Source organism: Acinetobacter lwoffii, assembly GCF_024129595.1.
GTDB classification, from domain to species: Bacteria; Pseudomonadota; Gammaproteobacteria; order Pseudomonadales; family Moraxellaceae; genus Acinetobacter; species Acinetobacter lwoffii_O.
Window position 1 is genome coordinate 11,182 of sequence record NZ_JAMXXS010000002.1, and the last position, 16,772, is coordinate 27,953.

Genomic DNA, 16,772 nt, shown 5'->3' on the forward strand with positions numbered 1-16,772 from the left:
CGACTTTGAGATAGACCAAAAATATCTGCACTAAACTTAAGCTCAGCAAGGAATACATCATGAAAATTAAGGCCAATAGCCCCGCGACTGGTAAAGACGGTTTAGACAAACAAAATACCAATAAAAAAAGTGAGCAGCTCGACACATATCGCAGTGATGCGACCGAGCAGGCACTCACCACCAATCAAGGGGTTAAAATTTCCGATAACCAGAACAGTCTCAAGGCAGGCGTTCGCGGTGCGACCTTGATCGAAGATTTTATTCTTCGGGAAAAAATTACCCATTTTGACCATGAGCGAATTCCAGAACGTATTGTGCATGCCCGCGGTGTCGGCGCACATGGCTATTTTGAGGCTTATCCGGGGAATGAAAAACTGACCAAGGCAGGCTTCCTGACCAATACCAGTGTGCAAACGCCAGTATTTGTGCGTTTTTCTACCGTACAGGGCCCGCGTGGTTCAGCAGATACGGTACGTGATATTCGTGGTTTTGCGACCAAGTTTTATACGGATGAAGGTAACTTTGATCTAGTGGCAAATGATGCGCCGGTATTCTTTATTCAGGATGGGATCAAGTTCCCGGATTTCGTACATGCAGTCAAGCCTGAACCACAGACCGAGATTCCTACTGGTGCATCTGCACATGATACTTTTTGGGATTTTGTCTCATTAGTTCCTGAATCTGCACATGCGGTCATGTGGGCCATGTCGGATCGGGGTATTCCGCGTAATTTAAGAGCCATTCAAGGCTTTGGTGTGCATACTTTTCGCTTTATCAATGCCGAGAATAAAGCGGTTTTTGTGAAATTCCACTGGACGCCAAAACAGGGTCTAGCTCAACTGGTCTGGGATGAAGCACAAAAACTAGCGGGTAAAGATCCGGATTTCCATCGTCGTGACTTATATGAAGCGATTGCCTCCGGTAACTATCCGGAATGGGAGTTGGGTGTACAGGTCGTTCCAGAAGAAGATGAGATGAAGTACGACTTCGACTTGCTGGACCCAACCAAAATTATTCCGGAAGAACTGGTGCCGGTGACGCCGATTGGCAGAATGGTGCTGAACCGTAATGTTGATTATTTCTTCGGTGAAACCGAGCAGGTGGCATTCTGTCCGGGACATATTGTGCCAGGACTAGATTTTACCAATGATCCATTATTGCAGGCACGTCTGTTCTCCTATACCGATACTCAGCTTAGCCGTTTAGGTGGTCCAAACTTCCACCAGATCCCAATTAACAAGCCGGTTTGTCCATTCCACAATAACCAGCGTGATGGTTTACATCAGCGTATTGTACATACTGGTCAAGCCAGTTATGAGCCGAACTCGATTGACAATAACTGGCCGGCTGAAACCCCGCCAGCAGCACAAGGCGGTGGTTTTGAAAGCTATCAGGAACGTATTGATGGACACAAGATCCGTCAGCGTAGCGAATCATTCAGTGATCACTTTAGTCAGCCCCGTCTTTTCTATCGCAGCCAGACGCCGCATGAGCAAAAGCATATTGTCGATGCCTATGTCTTCGAGCTGAGCAAGGTGGAGCGCAAATATATTCGTGAGCGTGAAGTGCTTGAAGTGCTCTGCAATATCGATCTGGATTTGGCACAGCAGGTTGCTGACCAATTGGGTATTGAAATTCCAGCAGAGAAAAAAGCAGCAAAATTGCCAGAGGTGCAGATTTCACCACGCTTATCTTTCGAGGCATTCAAACCTGAAGATATCAAAGCACGAAAAATTGCCCTACTGGTACACGATAAAGCCAATGAGGCCAGTATCAAAGCTGTTCAAACCTGGGCAGAATCAGAAGGGGCTGTGGTCGATGTACTGACCCCAAATCCGGGCCCGGTACTGGGTCAGCAAGGCGAGGTGATTCCTTCCGATGGTATGCAAAAAGCAGAACCATCCATTGCCTATGATGCCGTGGTGATTGCTGACGGTGATAATTACGATGTGGTAATGAAAGACGGTGTGGCGACTCATTATCTGCTGGAAGCCTACAAACATTTAAAACCAATCGTGTTCTTGGGCGATAAAGGCAAGCTGATTGAACATTTACGCTTGGTTAGCGATGAAGGAACCTTGGCAAATGGGCAGTTTGCAGCAGTACAAGATAGCTTCAAGACTTTGATCTTGAACCATCGTGTTTGGGCGCGTGAAGCGATTGCGGAAGCAATTCCTGCTTAAACCACCCCTCCTATTATGTTGGAGGGTAGAGGCTCCGGCTTCTATCCTCCCGGTTTTTATATGGACGAAGAGATGGTGAAACCGGATGTCAAAAAGTTGTTGGCACAAGTTCAGCAAGCCAAATGGAGCAGAGAACAGGACATTTATCTCATTGAGCATAATCATTTGCCTTTAGCTGAACTCATGCAGCAACTCTGTTTCAATGAAGAGGAGATTAATGCAAGACGTAAGGTATTAGGATTAACTACACGTTCGAAACAAATGCGTAAGCTTTCTCACTAACTGAAATAACTGACTTTAAAAAAACACAAAAATATTCTCCGAATTTTATGAGGAACCGCATGCATGAACCTCGGTTCAATATTACAAAGATTTGAAACTTCTCCTCTGGAGCTACAAGAAAAAATTCACCACACTTTAATGGAGCTGGTGGAGATTTCCGAACAGGTGCCTTATCCCGCTTCCGGAGCGACCTTAAAACGCTGGCAGATACTCAGCCAGGTTTCAGCCAGCAATCTGAGTCTGGGTAAACTCTATGAATCGCATTTAGATGCTTTAGCTATTCTGCATGAACTGAATATTCCGGTAGAACAAAAAGGCTTATGGGCAGTATGGGCAGCAGAAGGTGGCCCCAAACCTTTAACATTGCAAGCAGGAAAGCTAAGCGGAATTAAGCCTTGGTGTTCTGCATCGGTCTGGGTGCAACACGGTCTGCTGACTCACCGTGATGAGCAGCAACAATCCCAATTACTGATTCTAGATTTGTCACAAGAAGGCATTCAGCATCATCAGGATGCCTGGCATGCAGTGGGCATGCAGCATACCTTGACTGCCCGGCTTGAACTGGATCAGGTTAAGGCGGAAAAAGTCGCAGCTCCAAATGCCTATCTGGATCGGCCCGGATTCTGGCATGGCGCCGCAGGTGTGGCCGCGTGCTGGTATGGCGCAACCGTGCGTTTGGCTGAATATTTAAGACAGGCAGTATTGTTAAAACCGCATGCCTATAAGGCCATGTATCTCGGTGAAATTAGTCGGGAGCTTTTAGCGACACAGTCCTTATTTTATCAAGTTGCTGCATTGATTGATCAGCAACCGCAACACGCACATGAGTTAAAGATTCGTAGCCTACGTGCTCAGGTGGAAGCGACTGCCTTAAATGTACTAACTCATGTAGGTAAGGCACTTGGTGCTGGGCCGTATTGTGAGCATCCGCATTTCGCTCGGCTTGCAGCAGATCTTCCGGTATTTATGCGTCAAAGTCATGCTGCATTTGACTTGGAGCGGGTTGGCGAGCTGACTGCACAGGAGGAACAATTATGGACGTTATAAGACATGAGATTGTAGGGGATCGTGTCATCCATGGTGAAGGCACAAGACTTGAAGAATGGCGTTCCTGTCAGATCCTGCAACAGATGCCGGAATTTGATATTCCTAAGGTTATTCCTCTAGATGCCAGAGTCTGCATCATTGCCCCTCATCCTGATGATGAAATTTTGGGCTGTGGAGGCCTGATTCAGCGTCTGGACAAACTTGGCTATCAGATCATACTTTTTGCCGTTACCAATGGGACAGCCAGTCATCCCGGCTCTAGTCTGTATACTCCCGAAGAGTTGAACCAGATTCGTCCTGCTGAAACGCGAGCAGCTTTAGAAGCGTTACCTTTAAAACAGAATATCTTGCGGATCGCTTTAGATATTCAAGATGGCAAGGTGGCCGAACAGCGGGATGTGTTGCAACAGCATCTGCAATCTTATCTGCAACCGAATGATGTGTTAATTAGCACATTTGTTCATGATGGACATCCAGATCATGAAATTACGGGGCAGGTCACACAGCAGCTGGCCACTGAACTTCATTTGCCCTGTATTCAGGTCTTGATTTGGGCATGGCATTGGGCAACACCTGGAGATACCAGAATTCCCTGGACCGTCGCTCATCAACTCAAATTAACTGAGGAAGAATTACAATATAAGTCTCGAGCTGCGCGGTGTTTCAAGAGCCAGATCGAGCTTGATCCGACGATAGATCAATCACCGATTCTGCCAGAGCAGGCATTACAACGTATTTTACAGCCCTGGGAGGTGTATCTGTATGAACAGTAAAGCAGCCTATGATCAGGAATATTTCGATGCCTTATATGCCCTGAATCAGGGAGATCCCTGGCAATATGAACAGCGTTGGTATGAACAGCGCAAACGGCAGATTTGTCTGGCGGTCTTGCCGCACTTGCAGCTTGACTCCGCGATTGAAATTGGTTGCAGTAATGGCGTCTTTAGTCAGGAACTGGCGCGGCGGACAAATAGCTTAATGTGTCTGGATGCCAATAATACTGCGATCCATTTGGCGCAGCAGCGTTTACAAGCTTATCCGCATGTACAGGTGTTACAGCGGATCGTGCCAGATGATTTGCCCGAACAAAAATTTCAGCTCATTGTCGTCAGTGAGATTTTATATTATCTAAATCCGATTGCTCTGCAACAGGTGCTGACATGGCTGCATACTGCACTGGAACCGGGCGGATGTATCTTGAGTTGTCATTGGCGCGCGCCGATCTCGGGATTTGGCTTAAATGGTGAAGATGTCCATCAGTATCTCAAAGCGCATTTAAACTATGAACATTGTTTAAGCTTGCAGGACTCCGATTTTTTGGTAGATCTCTGGCTGAATTCAGCGCAATCTGTGGCAGAGCAGGAGGGTTTGAGATGAAGAAAATCGGTGTGGTGATTCCGGCCTGTAATGAAGAAGCCTATATTGAACGCTGCCTATTAGCGTTAAAATCAGCACAAACTTATTTTTTTCAATACTTTAAAACAATAAAAAATCTTCCTGAAATTCATATTCTCGTGGTCTTGGATCATTGTACTGATAGTACCGCTGCTAAAGTTCAGCAAATGAACATTTCAGCTATCAGTTGCGACTTCCGAAATGTCGGTAAGGCACGCCATTTGGGCATTCAGCAAATGATCGAGCAGGGCTGTGACTGGATTTGCTGTACCGATGCCGATTCATTCGTACAGTGTGACTGGTTTCAGATGATGTTACAGCATCAACCCACCGATGCGATTTGTGGTGTGGTCGAGCTGGATCAATGGGATCATTTAAGCCGGAAAACCCGTCAGGCTTATCTCCGACATTATCAGGACAGCATGGGACATCGGCATGTTCATGGCGCAAACCTGTGTTTTAAAGCTTCGGCTTATATACAGGTCAATGGGTTTCAGCAACTGGACTGTCATGAAGATGTCGATTTCATCCGTCGTTTAGAAAAAGCTGACGCGCAGATTGTCTGGTCGAATCAACTGAGAGTCACGACCAGCAGTCGTCTTAGCTCAAAAATTGCTGCAGGTTTTGCACATTTTCTACAAAAACTTGAGCTTAAGCAGGCCGCGAAAAAACCGATCAGCCTATGCAAATAAAAGCATAAAACTATAAATTTTATACAATCAGATACTTGTAAAAAATCTTAAAATTAGTGTCTAAAAACTATTCCATTTAAATTTATTCTGTTTATAATTCACGCAAATTCAGCCCCGCAAACTTATACATTCTAGCTATAAGTCTGTGGGGTTTTTCTATGGATGATCGGTAATGGATGCCTGAGCCTTCTTTTTTGGTAATACAATGTTCAATCAAACACTGCTTTCTCGAATTCAGTCTCCATCACCATATCTATGGCAGAAAATAGCGACTGCGTTGTGCTTCTTTAGCTTGGGCTTTAGTACTGCGGCTTGGGCACCCTTAATTCCATATGCACAGCAGCGCCTGTTATTAAATCATGCTGATTTTGGCCTGTTATTGCTGTGTGCCGGGATTGGTTCAATGCTGGCGATGCCACTGGCCGGCCGACTGGCCAATGCCTTAGGTTGCCGTACTGTTTTAGCCGTAATTCTCAGTGCATTTTTGTTCATTCTGCCTGCTCTGGCTTATAGTCCGAATCATTTAATGATGGCCATCAGCCTGTTTTTCTTTGGTGCCAGTGCCGGGGCTTTGGGCGTGACTGTCAATATTCAGGCTGCACAGATTGAGAAAAAACTCGGTAAAAGTTTAATGTCAGGTTTTCATGGAGTGTGTAGTTTAGGTGGTCTAGCAGGCGTACTGGGCATGACCATGTTAATGGGATTCGGCTTGGCGCCTTTAACTGGTGCGGTGATTGTCAGTGTGATTTTGCTGCTTATTGCCTTATTTGCTGTTCCTTTGAGCTTGGGTGCTGAGCCAAAAACGGCGGTAGAAGAAACATCATCAGAACAGTCGGTGAAAAAAGCAGCGCCGACCTGGGCGATTTTAGGCATTGGTCTGATCTGTTTTGTGGCTTTTCTGTCAGAAGGTGCAGCTATGGACTGGAGTGGTATTTATCTTGCTACTGAGTTCAGCCTGCCTGCGGCGCAAACCGGTTTGGCTTATAGTTTCTTTGCGGGTTTGATGGTGTTGGGACGCTTTAGTGGACACCTGATTATTCAGCAGTTTGGTGAAAAAAATACGATTCTGTTAAGCGCACTCTTGGCTGCAACCGGTTTATTAACCGTAGTCTTTGCACCAGTCTGGCAAGTAGTGTTGGTGGGTTATGCGATTTTAGGTTTAGGTAGTGCCAACATTGTACCGTTAATGTTTTCCCGTGCAGGACGTCAAAAAACTTTGGCTTCACATGTGGCATTGTCTTATGTATCGGTATTTGCTTATACAGGTTCATTAATTGGACCGGCATTGGTCGGCTTCGGCAGTGAAATCATCGGATTGAGCTTAGTATTTAGCGTCATTGCGATTGGTCTATTGAGTATTGTGATTTTGAATCATCTCACTGCAGACCCAAACGAAGTACAACAAAGCGAAGAGATTGTGGCTCCTCTTCAAAACGAAACACCAGCTTAATGCTGGTGTTTTTTTACTTAAAAATTTAGGCATGTACACTGAACTGGTTTGAAGCTCCTGCAGCCACGGGACGATAGATCCGCAAGCTTTGTGAGTTTTTCAGGTCAGTGATAAACTGATCACGCCAGCGAATAATATCGAAATTTTTCAAGCCTTGGCTTAAATAACGATAGCGCTCTAAACGTTCTGATTTAGACATACGTAGCGCTTTCTTCAAGGCTTTGGCCATACTGTCATGCTCATAAGGATCGACCAGTAAGGCTTCTTTCATTTGTTCAGCAGCACCGGCATATTTAGATAAAATTAAGACACCCGGATCTAAAGGATCTTGTGCAGCAATATATTCCTTGGCGACCAGATTCATGCCATCCCGGATCGAATTTACCCAGCAAATATCAGCCTTACGATACAGTTGCATCAAGGCTTCATGACCCAAGGTGTCATAGCTGCAATCAAAGGGTAACCAGTCCGTTGTGCCATGCTGGCTATTGAGTTCATGCACGGCAGATTTAAATTGCGTATACAGGTTCTTATAGGTTTTTACATCCAGTCGGCATGGGCAGGCAATTTGTAATTGCTGGAATTGATTTTTAAACTCCGGTTGATCTTCCAGCAAGCTCTGCAACGATCCGATTTTCTCCAATAAGCCTTTACTATAATCAATCCGGTCAACTGAAATGATGGTTTTATAAGGCTGCACTGTATCCAGATCAAAGGGAAGCTTTTCCAGATGGGTATCTGAGGCCTGATTCTGTAGCTGCACAGGATGCACACCAATCGGATAGCATTTCACATGAATCTTTCGAGATTGATAATTCAGGATTTCATTGTGACGATGCTGCACTTTTAAGGTCTGTTCAAGGAAATTTAAACAGTTTTCCTGATCGCGAGAGGTCTGTAAACCCAGTACATCGTAGTTGGCTAAATGATGTGCCAGATCGCGATGAGCGGCTAAAGTCTGCCAGAGCCTTAGTTCAGGAAAGGGAATATGCAGGAAAAATCCAATACGGTTACGCATGCCCAGTTTACGGCAATAATGTGCCACGCTTAAAAAATGATAATCATGGATCCAAATGATGTCATGTGGAGATGCCACCTGTTTCAGGTGCTTGGCAAAACGCAAATTGACATCCTGATAGATCTTAAAATCCTGCGGCTGATAATCTACAAGTTGATGCTGGTCGTGCATCAGCGGCCACAATGCATTGTTGGCAAAACCACAATAAAAGCCTTGATATTGGGATTCAGTCAATGGACTCGTGTGATATTCAACATTTTGATGCTTCAGGATTTGAAACTTCTGCTCTTTCATCTGGTCAACTCGGGATCCATTCCAGCCAACCCAGATACCGCCTATATCCTGCAAAGCATCCTGCAATGCCACCGCTAATCCACCTGCCTGTGTATTGTCTGTCTTAGGTAGATTTACACGATTTGATAACACTATGAGTTTCGACATGTAATTTCTCCAATAATAATTGTTGTTGTGCTTTCAGTATTTCTAAAAATTCCGCTAGAAAAGCCTGTACTTGAGTCACGTTTTCGAGGCGATGTTGTGCTACGGTGTTGCCTGTACCGACTTTGATAGAGCAGCCTTTGAATGTGTTGATGACTTGAAAACCGGCTTCGTCGGTCAGGTCATCGCCGATAAAAATGGGGTAATGATCATTTAAGTGATATTGCTGAATGATTTGTTGGATAGCTGAACCTTTATTTGCACCTTTGGGCACCAGTTCAAATACAAACTTTCCAGCCTTAAGTTCAAAATCCTGAAAATGAGCGAGACAATCTAAGGCAAATGCATGCACTTGATGCTCTAAATGGGGGTGTTCACGAAAATGCAGGGCGACTGAATAGTCTTTAATTTCTATTCGAGTCTGAGGAATATTATTACTATGCTCTGTAATATAATTTTTTAATAATTCAAACTGTTCAGGATTTAAATCAATTAACTTGCTTAAACGCAATTGATAGCTTAATTCCAGACCATGAGAGCCTGCAATATTCCAGTCAAATGGATAAATAAGTTTTTGGGCTTGTGCAATTGAGCGACCGGTCACTAATACTAGCTGAATATATTGTTGTAACTCTTTTAAAGTATTTAAGGTTTCGCTCTTAATTATACTTTTTGCTGGATCTGGGTGGAATTCAGAAATGGTTCCATCAATATCAAGAAATAAAACAATTTTATGAGAATAAATAATAGGTTTGAGTTGATTTAAAATCACTTGAGGTAATATATAAGAAGATGTAGCAAGTGAATCTTCTAGGTCTTGATCTTCTTTTAGAGTCGACATAAATACTACCTAAGCCTCTGAAGTTAAATTGATTTAAAAGTTAGAATTACCTGAATGGTCATTGCTTTGATTAAATTTATAACATATTTCATTTAACAGACTGGCTTTAAGTGCAGAAACGAAACACTTTTAACAAGTACAGTTACTTTGTAAGATTTAGAAATATTTTGGTAGAAATCCAGTATTGTTAATAAATTTTAAAAATAAATTATGAGGATTTTATATTTTAAGATTTTCTTGGATTGATTGTTTTTCAGGATTTTACATAATAAGATTTATTATTTAATCTTTATTTTTGAATATGTATTTTTTAATTAATTTTTTAGAATATAGTATTTATTATTAATTTATTTTTTTATTTTTTTATTTTTAAATATATGAGGGAGATGTAATTTTGAGATCTTTTTAAATAGAATAATCTAAATAAATTTATAAATCAGGTATATATAATTAAAATATTTAACTTAAGTTTATGAAAATTAATAATTTTTAAGATTGGCTAAGCTGTCTTAAAAGAAAAAATACTAATATTGGCTAGAGGGAAATTTCGTATTATCAAATTTTCTTGGGACCAATTGCATAGCTATACAATTTAAACAGCCTCTTAATTTAGCATCTCAGATTATTTTTTAATTCTTATTGATAAATTTTATCAGAGGATAAAAAATCGAAGAAAGATGAACGCCAGTTCTATGACTAAACTCTAAAAATAACTTGAATATTCTTTTTTTTGAATCGAAGCGTAGGTATTAGATGAAGTTGAGCTAAACAGAGAGAAGAGATGTAAAGATGTCATCGCAAGGACAGAGTAGATACAAAAGACCGAAAACAGATCATTAGTGATCTTACATAGGTTACAAAACTAAATGATGTTTCAATTAAACAGAATTTTTTGCTCAAATGGATATGAGCCAATTTAAAATCAGTAAATGATGACAGAAGAGGAAAGAAATAATTTTTTGAAAAAATAATAAAAGAGCAATCAAAGTGGAGAAAAGCTAAGGGTCGTATCCTATAAGTTAAGAAACCCAACTCAGATACAACCCATCTATTTGCATAAGAGAAAAATACTCAAATTTCTCGCCACACTTCATTTTTGTCTTTTAAAGGAATGGTAAAGTTAAAGTCATCATCATTACTGACCAGAAGACTGGTTGGAGTCTGCATCACCACTTTCAAAACAGTACCGGCTTCAAAAATAATAGGGTCGCAGTTTTCTTTTTGTAGAGTCACCGGTTTAAGTAATTCAATTACTGAACTTTCCATAGTTTTTTCCAAAATAAGATTACTTTTCGATAATTAAATCATAGCATGATTTTTGAAAATTTAACTGTTTCTTCAAAAACTGAGAACTTGATCAATGACTTATTCAAATAGGGAGTAGTGCTCTATTTAGATTAAAGATACCTAGAAGACATGCAGTATGTCTGATTTTCATCCTATTCTCGCAGTGCTCAGAAGCATGAAGTTCTTTTACATAAACCCGACAGATAACAGGCATAAAAAAGTCTATCAAAATAACGAAAGGTCAAAAACATGATGATTTTTCTGTTTTTTGGTATCGCTCTACTGAATGATAAAAATCGAGAATATAAGGAAAATCATAACGCAGAGCTGAATGATAAAAATAAGTTTCTAGAGACTTGATATCCTTCTATCCTTTTTTACACTAAATTGAAAATTAATGCTTTATAACAGTAAAAATCTAAAATAAGAATAAACTAGGCGTCATTTGGATGACCAAGAGACATAAGGAGAACTGGGTCGGTATGTTTAAGTCATTTTTCCCGCAACCCGTCTGGTTTTTTAGCAGCCTGATTTTATGGTTTATCATTAATCTTGTGCTTTGGCATAGTGGCGGATCAGGATGGGGAACCTATCTGGGTTTTCCTGAAAATTATTTTGATGAAAAGCTTACAATCGGTATCGGGCGTTTCTGGTCAGCTCAATTCATCTGGTTTTATCTCTGGTATTTCATGGCAACTACGATATTTGCGCTGTTCTGGCAATGGAAAGCCGGACACCGATGGCAGCGCTGGTCGGTCTGGGGCTCGGCATTTATTCTGTTTAATATCTGGTTCGGGGTACAGGTCAATGTCGTATTAAACGAATGGTATAGCCCGTTTTATGATCAGATTCAACAAATGCTCACTAAGGGTGGTGGGGATGTTTCATTGCTGTATCAAGGCGCATTAACCTTTATTTATATTGCGATGGTTTATGTCACTTTAGCGGTATTTAACCTGTTTTTTGTCAGCCATTATGTCTTCCGCTGGCGTACCGCGATGAATGATTATTACACTGCACATTGGGAGCAGTTACGTCATATTGAAGGTGCATCACAACGTATCCAGGAAGATACCATGCGCTTTGCCAAAACCACGGAGCAGTTAAGTGTTTCCTTGATTGAAGCGCTGATGTTGCTGATGGCATTCCTGCCGATCTTATATCAGCTCTCTAGTCATGTGAAAGTTTTACCAATTGTAGGGGAAATACCGCATGCTTTAATGTGGGCCTCGATTGGTTGGGCGGTATTGGGTACGGTCATTTTGATGGTCGTGGGAATGAAGCTGCCCGGACTGGAGTTTAATAACCAGAAAGTTGAGGCAGCCTATCGTAAAGAGCTGGTCTATGGCGAAGACTATGCTGATCGCGCACATCCGCTGACATTACAAGAACTGTTTAGCCGAGTACGCTGGAATTATTTCCGGTTGTATTTTCACTATGCTTATTTCAACATGGTTCGGATCTGGTACTTGCAGTTAGACAATATTTACGGATTATTTATTCTGTTTCCAAGTATTGCAGCAGGGGCAATTACTCTTGGTTTGATGATGCAAATCCTGAATGTATTTGGCAAAGTGCGGGAATCTTTCCAGTATCTGATTCTGTCTTGGCCGACGATTATTGAACTGATGTCGATCTATAAACGGTTGAAAGCATTTGAATCACATATTGATTAATTTTTTCTCATATTATTATCCTGCTTTATTAGCCAAACAGTTTTAGGTTTGGCTTTTTTTATGGCGAGTTAGTTTACAAAATCCAATGGAAAATATCGATCTGACCGTTGGTCAGATGACTTGGGTAAATCGTGTCAGAACCTCCCAATATTGGGGTATTCAGATATTTTTTTCTTGTCTAGAATCCTAAGGGCCAGCCAAGATGGCGTTTAATTTCCAGCGGTTTAACGTATAAAAATAAGAAGTGTACGTTGAGGAAATTATTCTGATGCTGATCTTGTTCAGACAATGCTATAGAGGGTAAAAAGTAATTTTTTACACATGATAATAAAGATCTGTACCGTTATCCTGAATAAGCTGCCGAAGAAAGATTGCTATCTTTCTTCGGCTTTTTATGTGGTGTTCTATTTATTTCTGATTCAATCCCGCTGTTATTTATCCTTTAACTACGCGCCAGAAGGATGCTTATCTCAATTTTTATAGGCTGAGGCTTGGCATAATGTATAGGGTTGTGAATGATGTGCCTCCTTTTTATCTTTTAAATTTGATACTTATCAACATCTTGTGTTTGTTGTTTGCTGCTATTTAGGCTATGTTATACGGGAATTTGGGGTTGAGATATTTGCTGTGAAGCTAAACGTAATAATTCTAATAATAGGGGCAATAGGCTTGGCGGGATGTAATAGCGTGAGTCGGCTGAAATCAGGGGTTTTACATCCTTTTGCCAGTCCGGAAGAGCTAATCGCCAAGCGGGCTTTGAATCAACGTGATGGCAGTGCAAAAGATTATATTTATCTTTGGGGGCAAGCACAGAAAAATAACAGCACTCAGGCCATGTATCCGCGTTCGATCCTGACGCAATATTGTCATGAACAAGGCGGTAAATTTTCCCTATTGTATAGAAGTAATTTTAATGCCGTGGCAGATCTTGCCCAACGTAAACGCCTGAGTACAAACCGAGGTGTGATACAGGGCAGCGGCGCCTATCAGTGTCGTATGGATGGCCTGGCTGAAAGCTGGATCGTCTCGATCGAGCCGGTTTCTGAACGACAGGTCGATAAAACCAGCCAGAACCGTAGCGTTCGATTGCTGACCAAGTTGATGAGTGCGACTGAGGCAAGAAACTTTTACCTTGCTGCAAATAAGAACACTGTCGCTACCCAGAAAAAGACCGCTGCATCGATAAAAACGCCTGTAACGAAGAGCACGAATGAACTTAAAGAATCAGCGCGTAAAGAGCAGGAAAGGAAAGAATTAGAGAGAAAGGAATTAGAAAGAAAAGAGCTAGATAAAAAACAGATCGCGACGACGGTAGTCCCCGTGAGAGCTTCAGTGGTAGAAACACCCCAACAGCAGCAGATGAAGCTCTATGTGGCAGCACGCCGTGATATTAATAGTGGCAAGAACCTGAATAATGCCTGCAATAATGCGCAGCGTGCCTACAATTATGGCAAATTGCAGGGGACTGAGGGAACTCGGGTTTATACCGAATCTGGTATGCTGGTTGCTCGCTGTTTGAACGGGATTCCGGCCTATGCCAACCGTTTCCCGAATGCTAAAGCTCAGGCCAAGCGTGTGCTACAGAATCTGTCTAACAACTATAATCATAGTGGTGCGAAGAATATGTTGAGACAGATCAAATAAGCACTGAATTAAACGCATTTAATCCAGAATCCGTATGATGATTTTGATTCACCAGAAGATGGGATAAAAAATCAGTTCAATCAGGTCGGATATAGAGGATGAAATCCGACTGCGTTTGCTGGGCAAGTCGCGCGATTCGAACATCCATCTTCGAAAAACAGGATGGATCAATAACAATACGGTCAAGCTAAAGAACACAACCAGTCTCCAAGGAAGGATGCTGTTGAAGGTGTTTGCAGTCATCATGATTATTTTTTTGTTTGAATTTGAATAATAACGCTAAGTTTACTCGATCAATATCACCATCTAATGAATAGCATGATGGGATGAAATTTTTCATCTGAATTAATTTTAAATCCAGTTCATGTTTTACAGAGTTCTATCAGTATATTTCCTTTTTACATGATACAAAGAAGCTATTTTCAGCGCCAAAATGCTGATGTCATATTAAAAGGAAGTGGTGATGGGTTTAAAAAGTTCTTCTCGTATTCGTTCATTTTTTCTAGGTGCAGCATTGTTGGGAGCAGCACAGGTTACGATGGCGGGCCCAACGGTCGATCAGCTGAGTGACTGTTTGATGAAGTCCACTACAGCCACTGATAAAACTACGGTGTTGCAATGGACATTTGTGGCATTGGGCAATCATCCCGATTTAAAGGCTTTTAGTAATGTGACTGCGACTCAAAAGGAAGCATTAGACAAGAATCTGGCGACGGTGTTGCAGCGCATTTTAGTGGAGCAATGTTCAGCACAGACCAAAGCCGTGATTCAGGCTGAAGGTTTGCAGGCTGTTGGCGATAGTTTTCAGGCTTTAGGTAAAACCACAGGAGAGGAAATTTTAAAGAATCCTGAAATTAATAATCAGCTCAAAGGTGTGTTGCGTTATATCGATTTAAATCGTGTGGCACAGACTTTTTTGACACCGGATTTGTTGAATAAGTTGGGATTGTAAATTGGTTTTTTTAATCACCTCTCCCTTGAGCACTCAGAATATATTCTGAGGATGCTCATCACTTGCACTTCATTTTAAAAGCCATTTTTACCTCTCCCTAGCCCTCTCCTTTCAGGAGAGGGAACTTCCAATATTAAATTGTTGCTGTTATATGATCAGTAATGATTGCTCCCTATCCCTATGGGAGAGGGCTGGGGTGAGGGCAAACTACAACAAAGCAGGATAAAACCTCTCAAACTCTTTATTCACAGCTTCCCCACGCAACAAATAGCCTTTGGGCTGTATATAGCTATAAATTTCCCGAGCTGGCTGTTCATGCCAACCAATGTTAAAAGCGCAGAGTTTTGGGAAAAATTGTAAATGGCTGTAGTTGAGATTATTGTGAATCCAATAAGCAAGCTGTTGCCAATTGGCTTGGTCTTTTTCATACAGTTCTAAAAACGAGGGAATCACAATACACGCCGTTGCACCATAGCCTTTTGTATCGGGATAGTCCCAGATATGGCTAGCGAAGTTTTTCTCATTACTTGCGCAGTTATGTCCCTTTTCGTTGCCGAGTTGATTCACGCTTGGCGAGCGGTATGCAGAACGAATAGCGATACGCTCGAACTTTGCTTGCAGTGGTTCGAGCAGTTGTTGACAGAGTTCTGTGCCTGTACGGATGGCAATGTCAGGATGGTCGGGGAAGTTGGGTACACCGTACCAATTGGCGATTTCGCTATAGAGGAAATCACGCATAAAGAAGGACTTTGACAGTTGGATGCGCCCTAAGTCTTCGAGTTTGGCGATAGAGGATACTTTTTTGATGGTCATGTTGTTTTGGGTGTGAAGAGTTTGGATTGATTGTATTCTTAAACTTTTGAAAATTAAATAATAACCCTCTCCTTTAAAAAGGAGAGGGAACCACGCGTATTAAATTGAATAAGAGACAAAGTCTCCCTTTTTAAAGGTAAGAAGCGACGCTTCGCAAGGAGAAGGATTAGTAAAATTTGATACATCATAAAATTTATTTTTTGATCTTTTTAAATGAGGATATGATTTTTTGAAATTTATTTTTGTAATAGACATAAGTCATGTGTTTTTTGCTCCCTTTATCAAAAGAAGTATTAATATTTAAAGGATTATAATCATTTTTAAAATGTAGAAATTTTTCTCTCTTTTGATTTAATTTTTCCTGAAAATCAATAATTTGAAAACTTTTTATTGCTAATGCTCTGGATTCTATACCGATATTTAACTCTTGCTCTAACTTTTCTCGATCTAATTTTTCTGCTGATTCTATTTTAAAGTTTTCAATTTGAATCCAAGTGTATTCTTTCTTAATATAAATTGAATGTAATTTGTCTTTTAGATCATAAAAATTAAGAATATAGGCTGTATTTAATGGGACTGTTGTTTCATTAAATTCTAGTCTTTCAGGTTTTAAAAGACGGCTATAAAACCTATAAAACTCATTGTGCGGTTTTAGTTTTTTAACTTTATAAATCCCTTCCGAGGTGTGCAAATGTATTTGGTATTTGTTAGTGAGTTTACTTGAGCGTAAGGAGTAAGCATTTATACCTGATGAATAGAAATAAGCTTCGTTAAATTCTTCGTAATAGTATTCATATCCCTTAATGATAATAGGGTCTTCTTTGGTTGCTTGCTTTAAATGAATATAGGTGTTTGATCCAATTTTTACATATACATCAAATATTATTATTGGCTTATCTTTTCGATTTATTAAAGTTAAATCTATAAATGATGTATCAAAACTATCTTCAGGTTTTCCAAAAAAATGAGTTGTAGATAGATTACCTAATATTAGACTTCTTGCGTTAGTCAAAATTTAAACAGCCCAAAGCTACATTTTATAAGGTTTTAGCCA

15 protein-coding genes are annotated in these 16,772 nt (G+C 41.0%); 10 read left to right on the forward strand and 5 right to left on the reverse strand.

The window, feature by feature from the left end; all coding sequences use genetic code 11:
* Positions 1-59 precede the first annotated feature (59 nt).
* From katE to NI466_RS01595, 7 genes are all read left to right on the forward strand, one after another.
* Positions 60-2,183: a catalase HPII gene (gene katE / locus NI466_RS01565; RefSeq protein ID WP_253172492.1), complete on the forward strand. Its 2,124-nt coding sequence runs from the start codon at positions 60-62 to the stop codon at positions 2,181-2,183.
* 72 nt (positions 2,184-2,255) lie between these two features.
* Positions 2,256-2,465 (forward strand): hypothetical protein, encoded by a 210-nt coding sequence (locus NI466_RS01570; protein ID WP_253172574.1) that lies wholly within the window; start codon positions 2,256-2,258, stop codon positions 2,463-2,465.
* A 63-nt stretch (positions 2,466-2,528) separates the two neighbouring features.
* Positions 2,529-3,512 carry an acyl-CoA dehydrogenase gene (locus tag NI466_RS01575; protein ID WP_253172493.1) on the forward strand — a complete coding sequence of 328 codons (984 nt, stop codon included), beginning with the start codon at positions 2,529-2,531 and terminating at the stop codon, positions 3,510-3,512.
* Positions 3,500-4,285, forward strand: coding sequence for a PIG-L deacetylase family protein (locus NI466_RS01580; protein WP_121980081.1), 786 nt, complete (start codon positions 3,500-3,502; stop codon positions 4,283-4,285). The genes NI466_RS01575 and NI466_RS01580 overlap by 13 nt, the downstream gene beginning before the upstream one ends.
* A complete protein-coding gene (locus NI466_RS01585) occupies positions 4,275-4,889 on the forward strand; it encodes a class I SAM-dependent DNA methyltransferase (protein WP_253172494.1) in 615 nt (204 codons plus the stop codon). Before NI466_RS01580 ends, NI466_RS01585 begins: the two co-directional genes overlap by 11 nt.
* Entirely contained in the window at positions 4,886-5,599 is a 714-nt protein-coding gene (locus tag NI466_RS01590) for a glycosyltransferase family 2 protein (protein WP_253172495.1), read from the forward strand. Before NI466_RS01585 ends, NI466_RS01590 begins: the two co-directional genes overlap by 4 nt.
* A 205-nt stretch (positions 5,600-5,804) precedes the next feature.
* Positions 5,805-7,049 (forward strand): MFS transporter, encoded by a 1,245-nt coding sequence (locus NI466_RS01595; RefSeq protein WP_004730402.1) that lies wholly within the window; start codon positions 5,805-5,807, stop codon positions 7,047-7,049.
* A 25-nt stretch (positions 7,050-7,074) separates the two neighbouring features.
* Here the strand turns inward: NI466_RS01595 and NI466_RS01600 are convergent, their stop codons facing one another.
* The 3 genes from NI466_RS01600 to NI466_RS01610 form a co-directional block, all read right to left on the reverse strand.
* Entirely contained in the window at positions 7,075-8,508 is a 1,434-nt protein-coding gene (locus NI466_RS01600; RefSeq protein WP_253172496.1) for a trehalose-6-phosphate synthase, read from the reverse strand.
* Positions 8,465-9,346, reverse strand: coding sequence for a trehalose-phosphatase (gene otsB, locus NI466_RS01605; RefSeq protein WP_253139019.1), 882 nt, complete (start codon positions 9,344-9,346; stop codon positions 8,465-8,467). The genes NI466_RS01600 and otsB overlap by 44 nt, the downstream gene beginning before the upstream one ends.
* Before the next feature lie 1,071 nt (positions 9,347-10,417).
* Entirely contained in the window at positions 10,418-10,612 is a 195-nt protein-coding gene (locus NI466_RS01610; RefSeq protein ID WP_004279347.1) for a hypothetical protein, read from the reverse strand.
* 503 nt (positions 10,613-11,115) lie between these two features.
* Here NI466_RS01610 and sbmA point away from each other — a divergent pair.
* The 3 genes from sbmA to NI466_RS01625 all read left to right on the forward strand — a co-directional run bounded on the left by sbmA (position 11,116) and on the right by NI466_RS01625 (position 14,905).
* A complete protein-coding gene (gene sbmA, locus NI466_RS01615; RefSeq protein ID WP_004279349.1) occupies positions 11,116-12,309 on the forward strand; it encodes a peptide antibiotic transporter SbmA in 1,194 nt (397 codons plus the stop codon).
* Positions 12,310-12,996: 687 nt separating this feature from the next.
* Entirely contained in the window at positions 12,997-13,953 is a 957-nt protein-coding gene (locus NI466_RS01620) for a hypothetical protein (protein ID WP_253172497.1), read from the forward strand.
* Positions 13,954-14,416: 463 nt separating this feature from the next.
* Positions 14,417-14,905, forward strand: coding sequence for a hypothetical protein (locus NI466_RS01625; RefSeq protein WP_005172120.1), 489 nt, complete (start codon positions 14,417-14,419; stop codon positions 14,903-14,905).
* A gap of 207 nt (positions 14,906-15,112) precedes the next feature.
* On the opposite strand, the gene NI466_RS01630 is transcribed toward NI466_RS01625, so the two are convergent.
* On the reverse strand, positions 15,113-15,718 hold the full coding sequence (locus NI466_RS01630) for a hypothetical protein (protein ID WP_180077130.1): 606 nt from the start codon (positions 15,716-15,718) through the stop codon (positions 15,113-15,115).
* A gap of 193 nt (positions 15,719-15,911) precedes the next feature.
* A complete protein-coding gene (locus NI466_RS01635; protein WP_253172498.1) occupies positions 15,912-16,730 on the reverse strand; it encodes a hypothetical protein in 819 nt (272 codons plus the stop codon).
* Between the last annotated feature and the right edge of the window lie 42 nt (positions 16,731-16,772).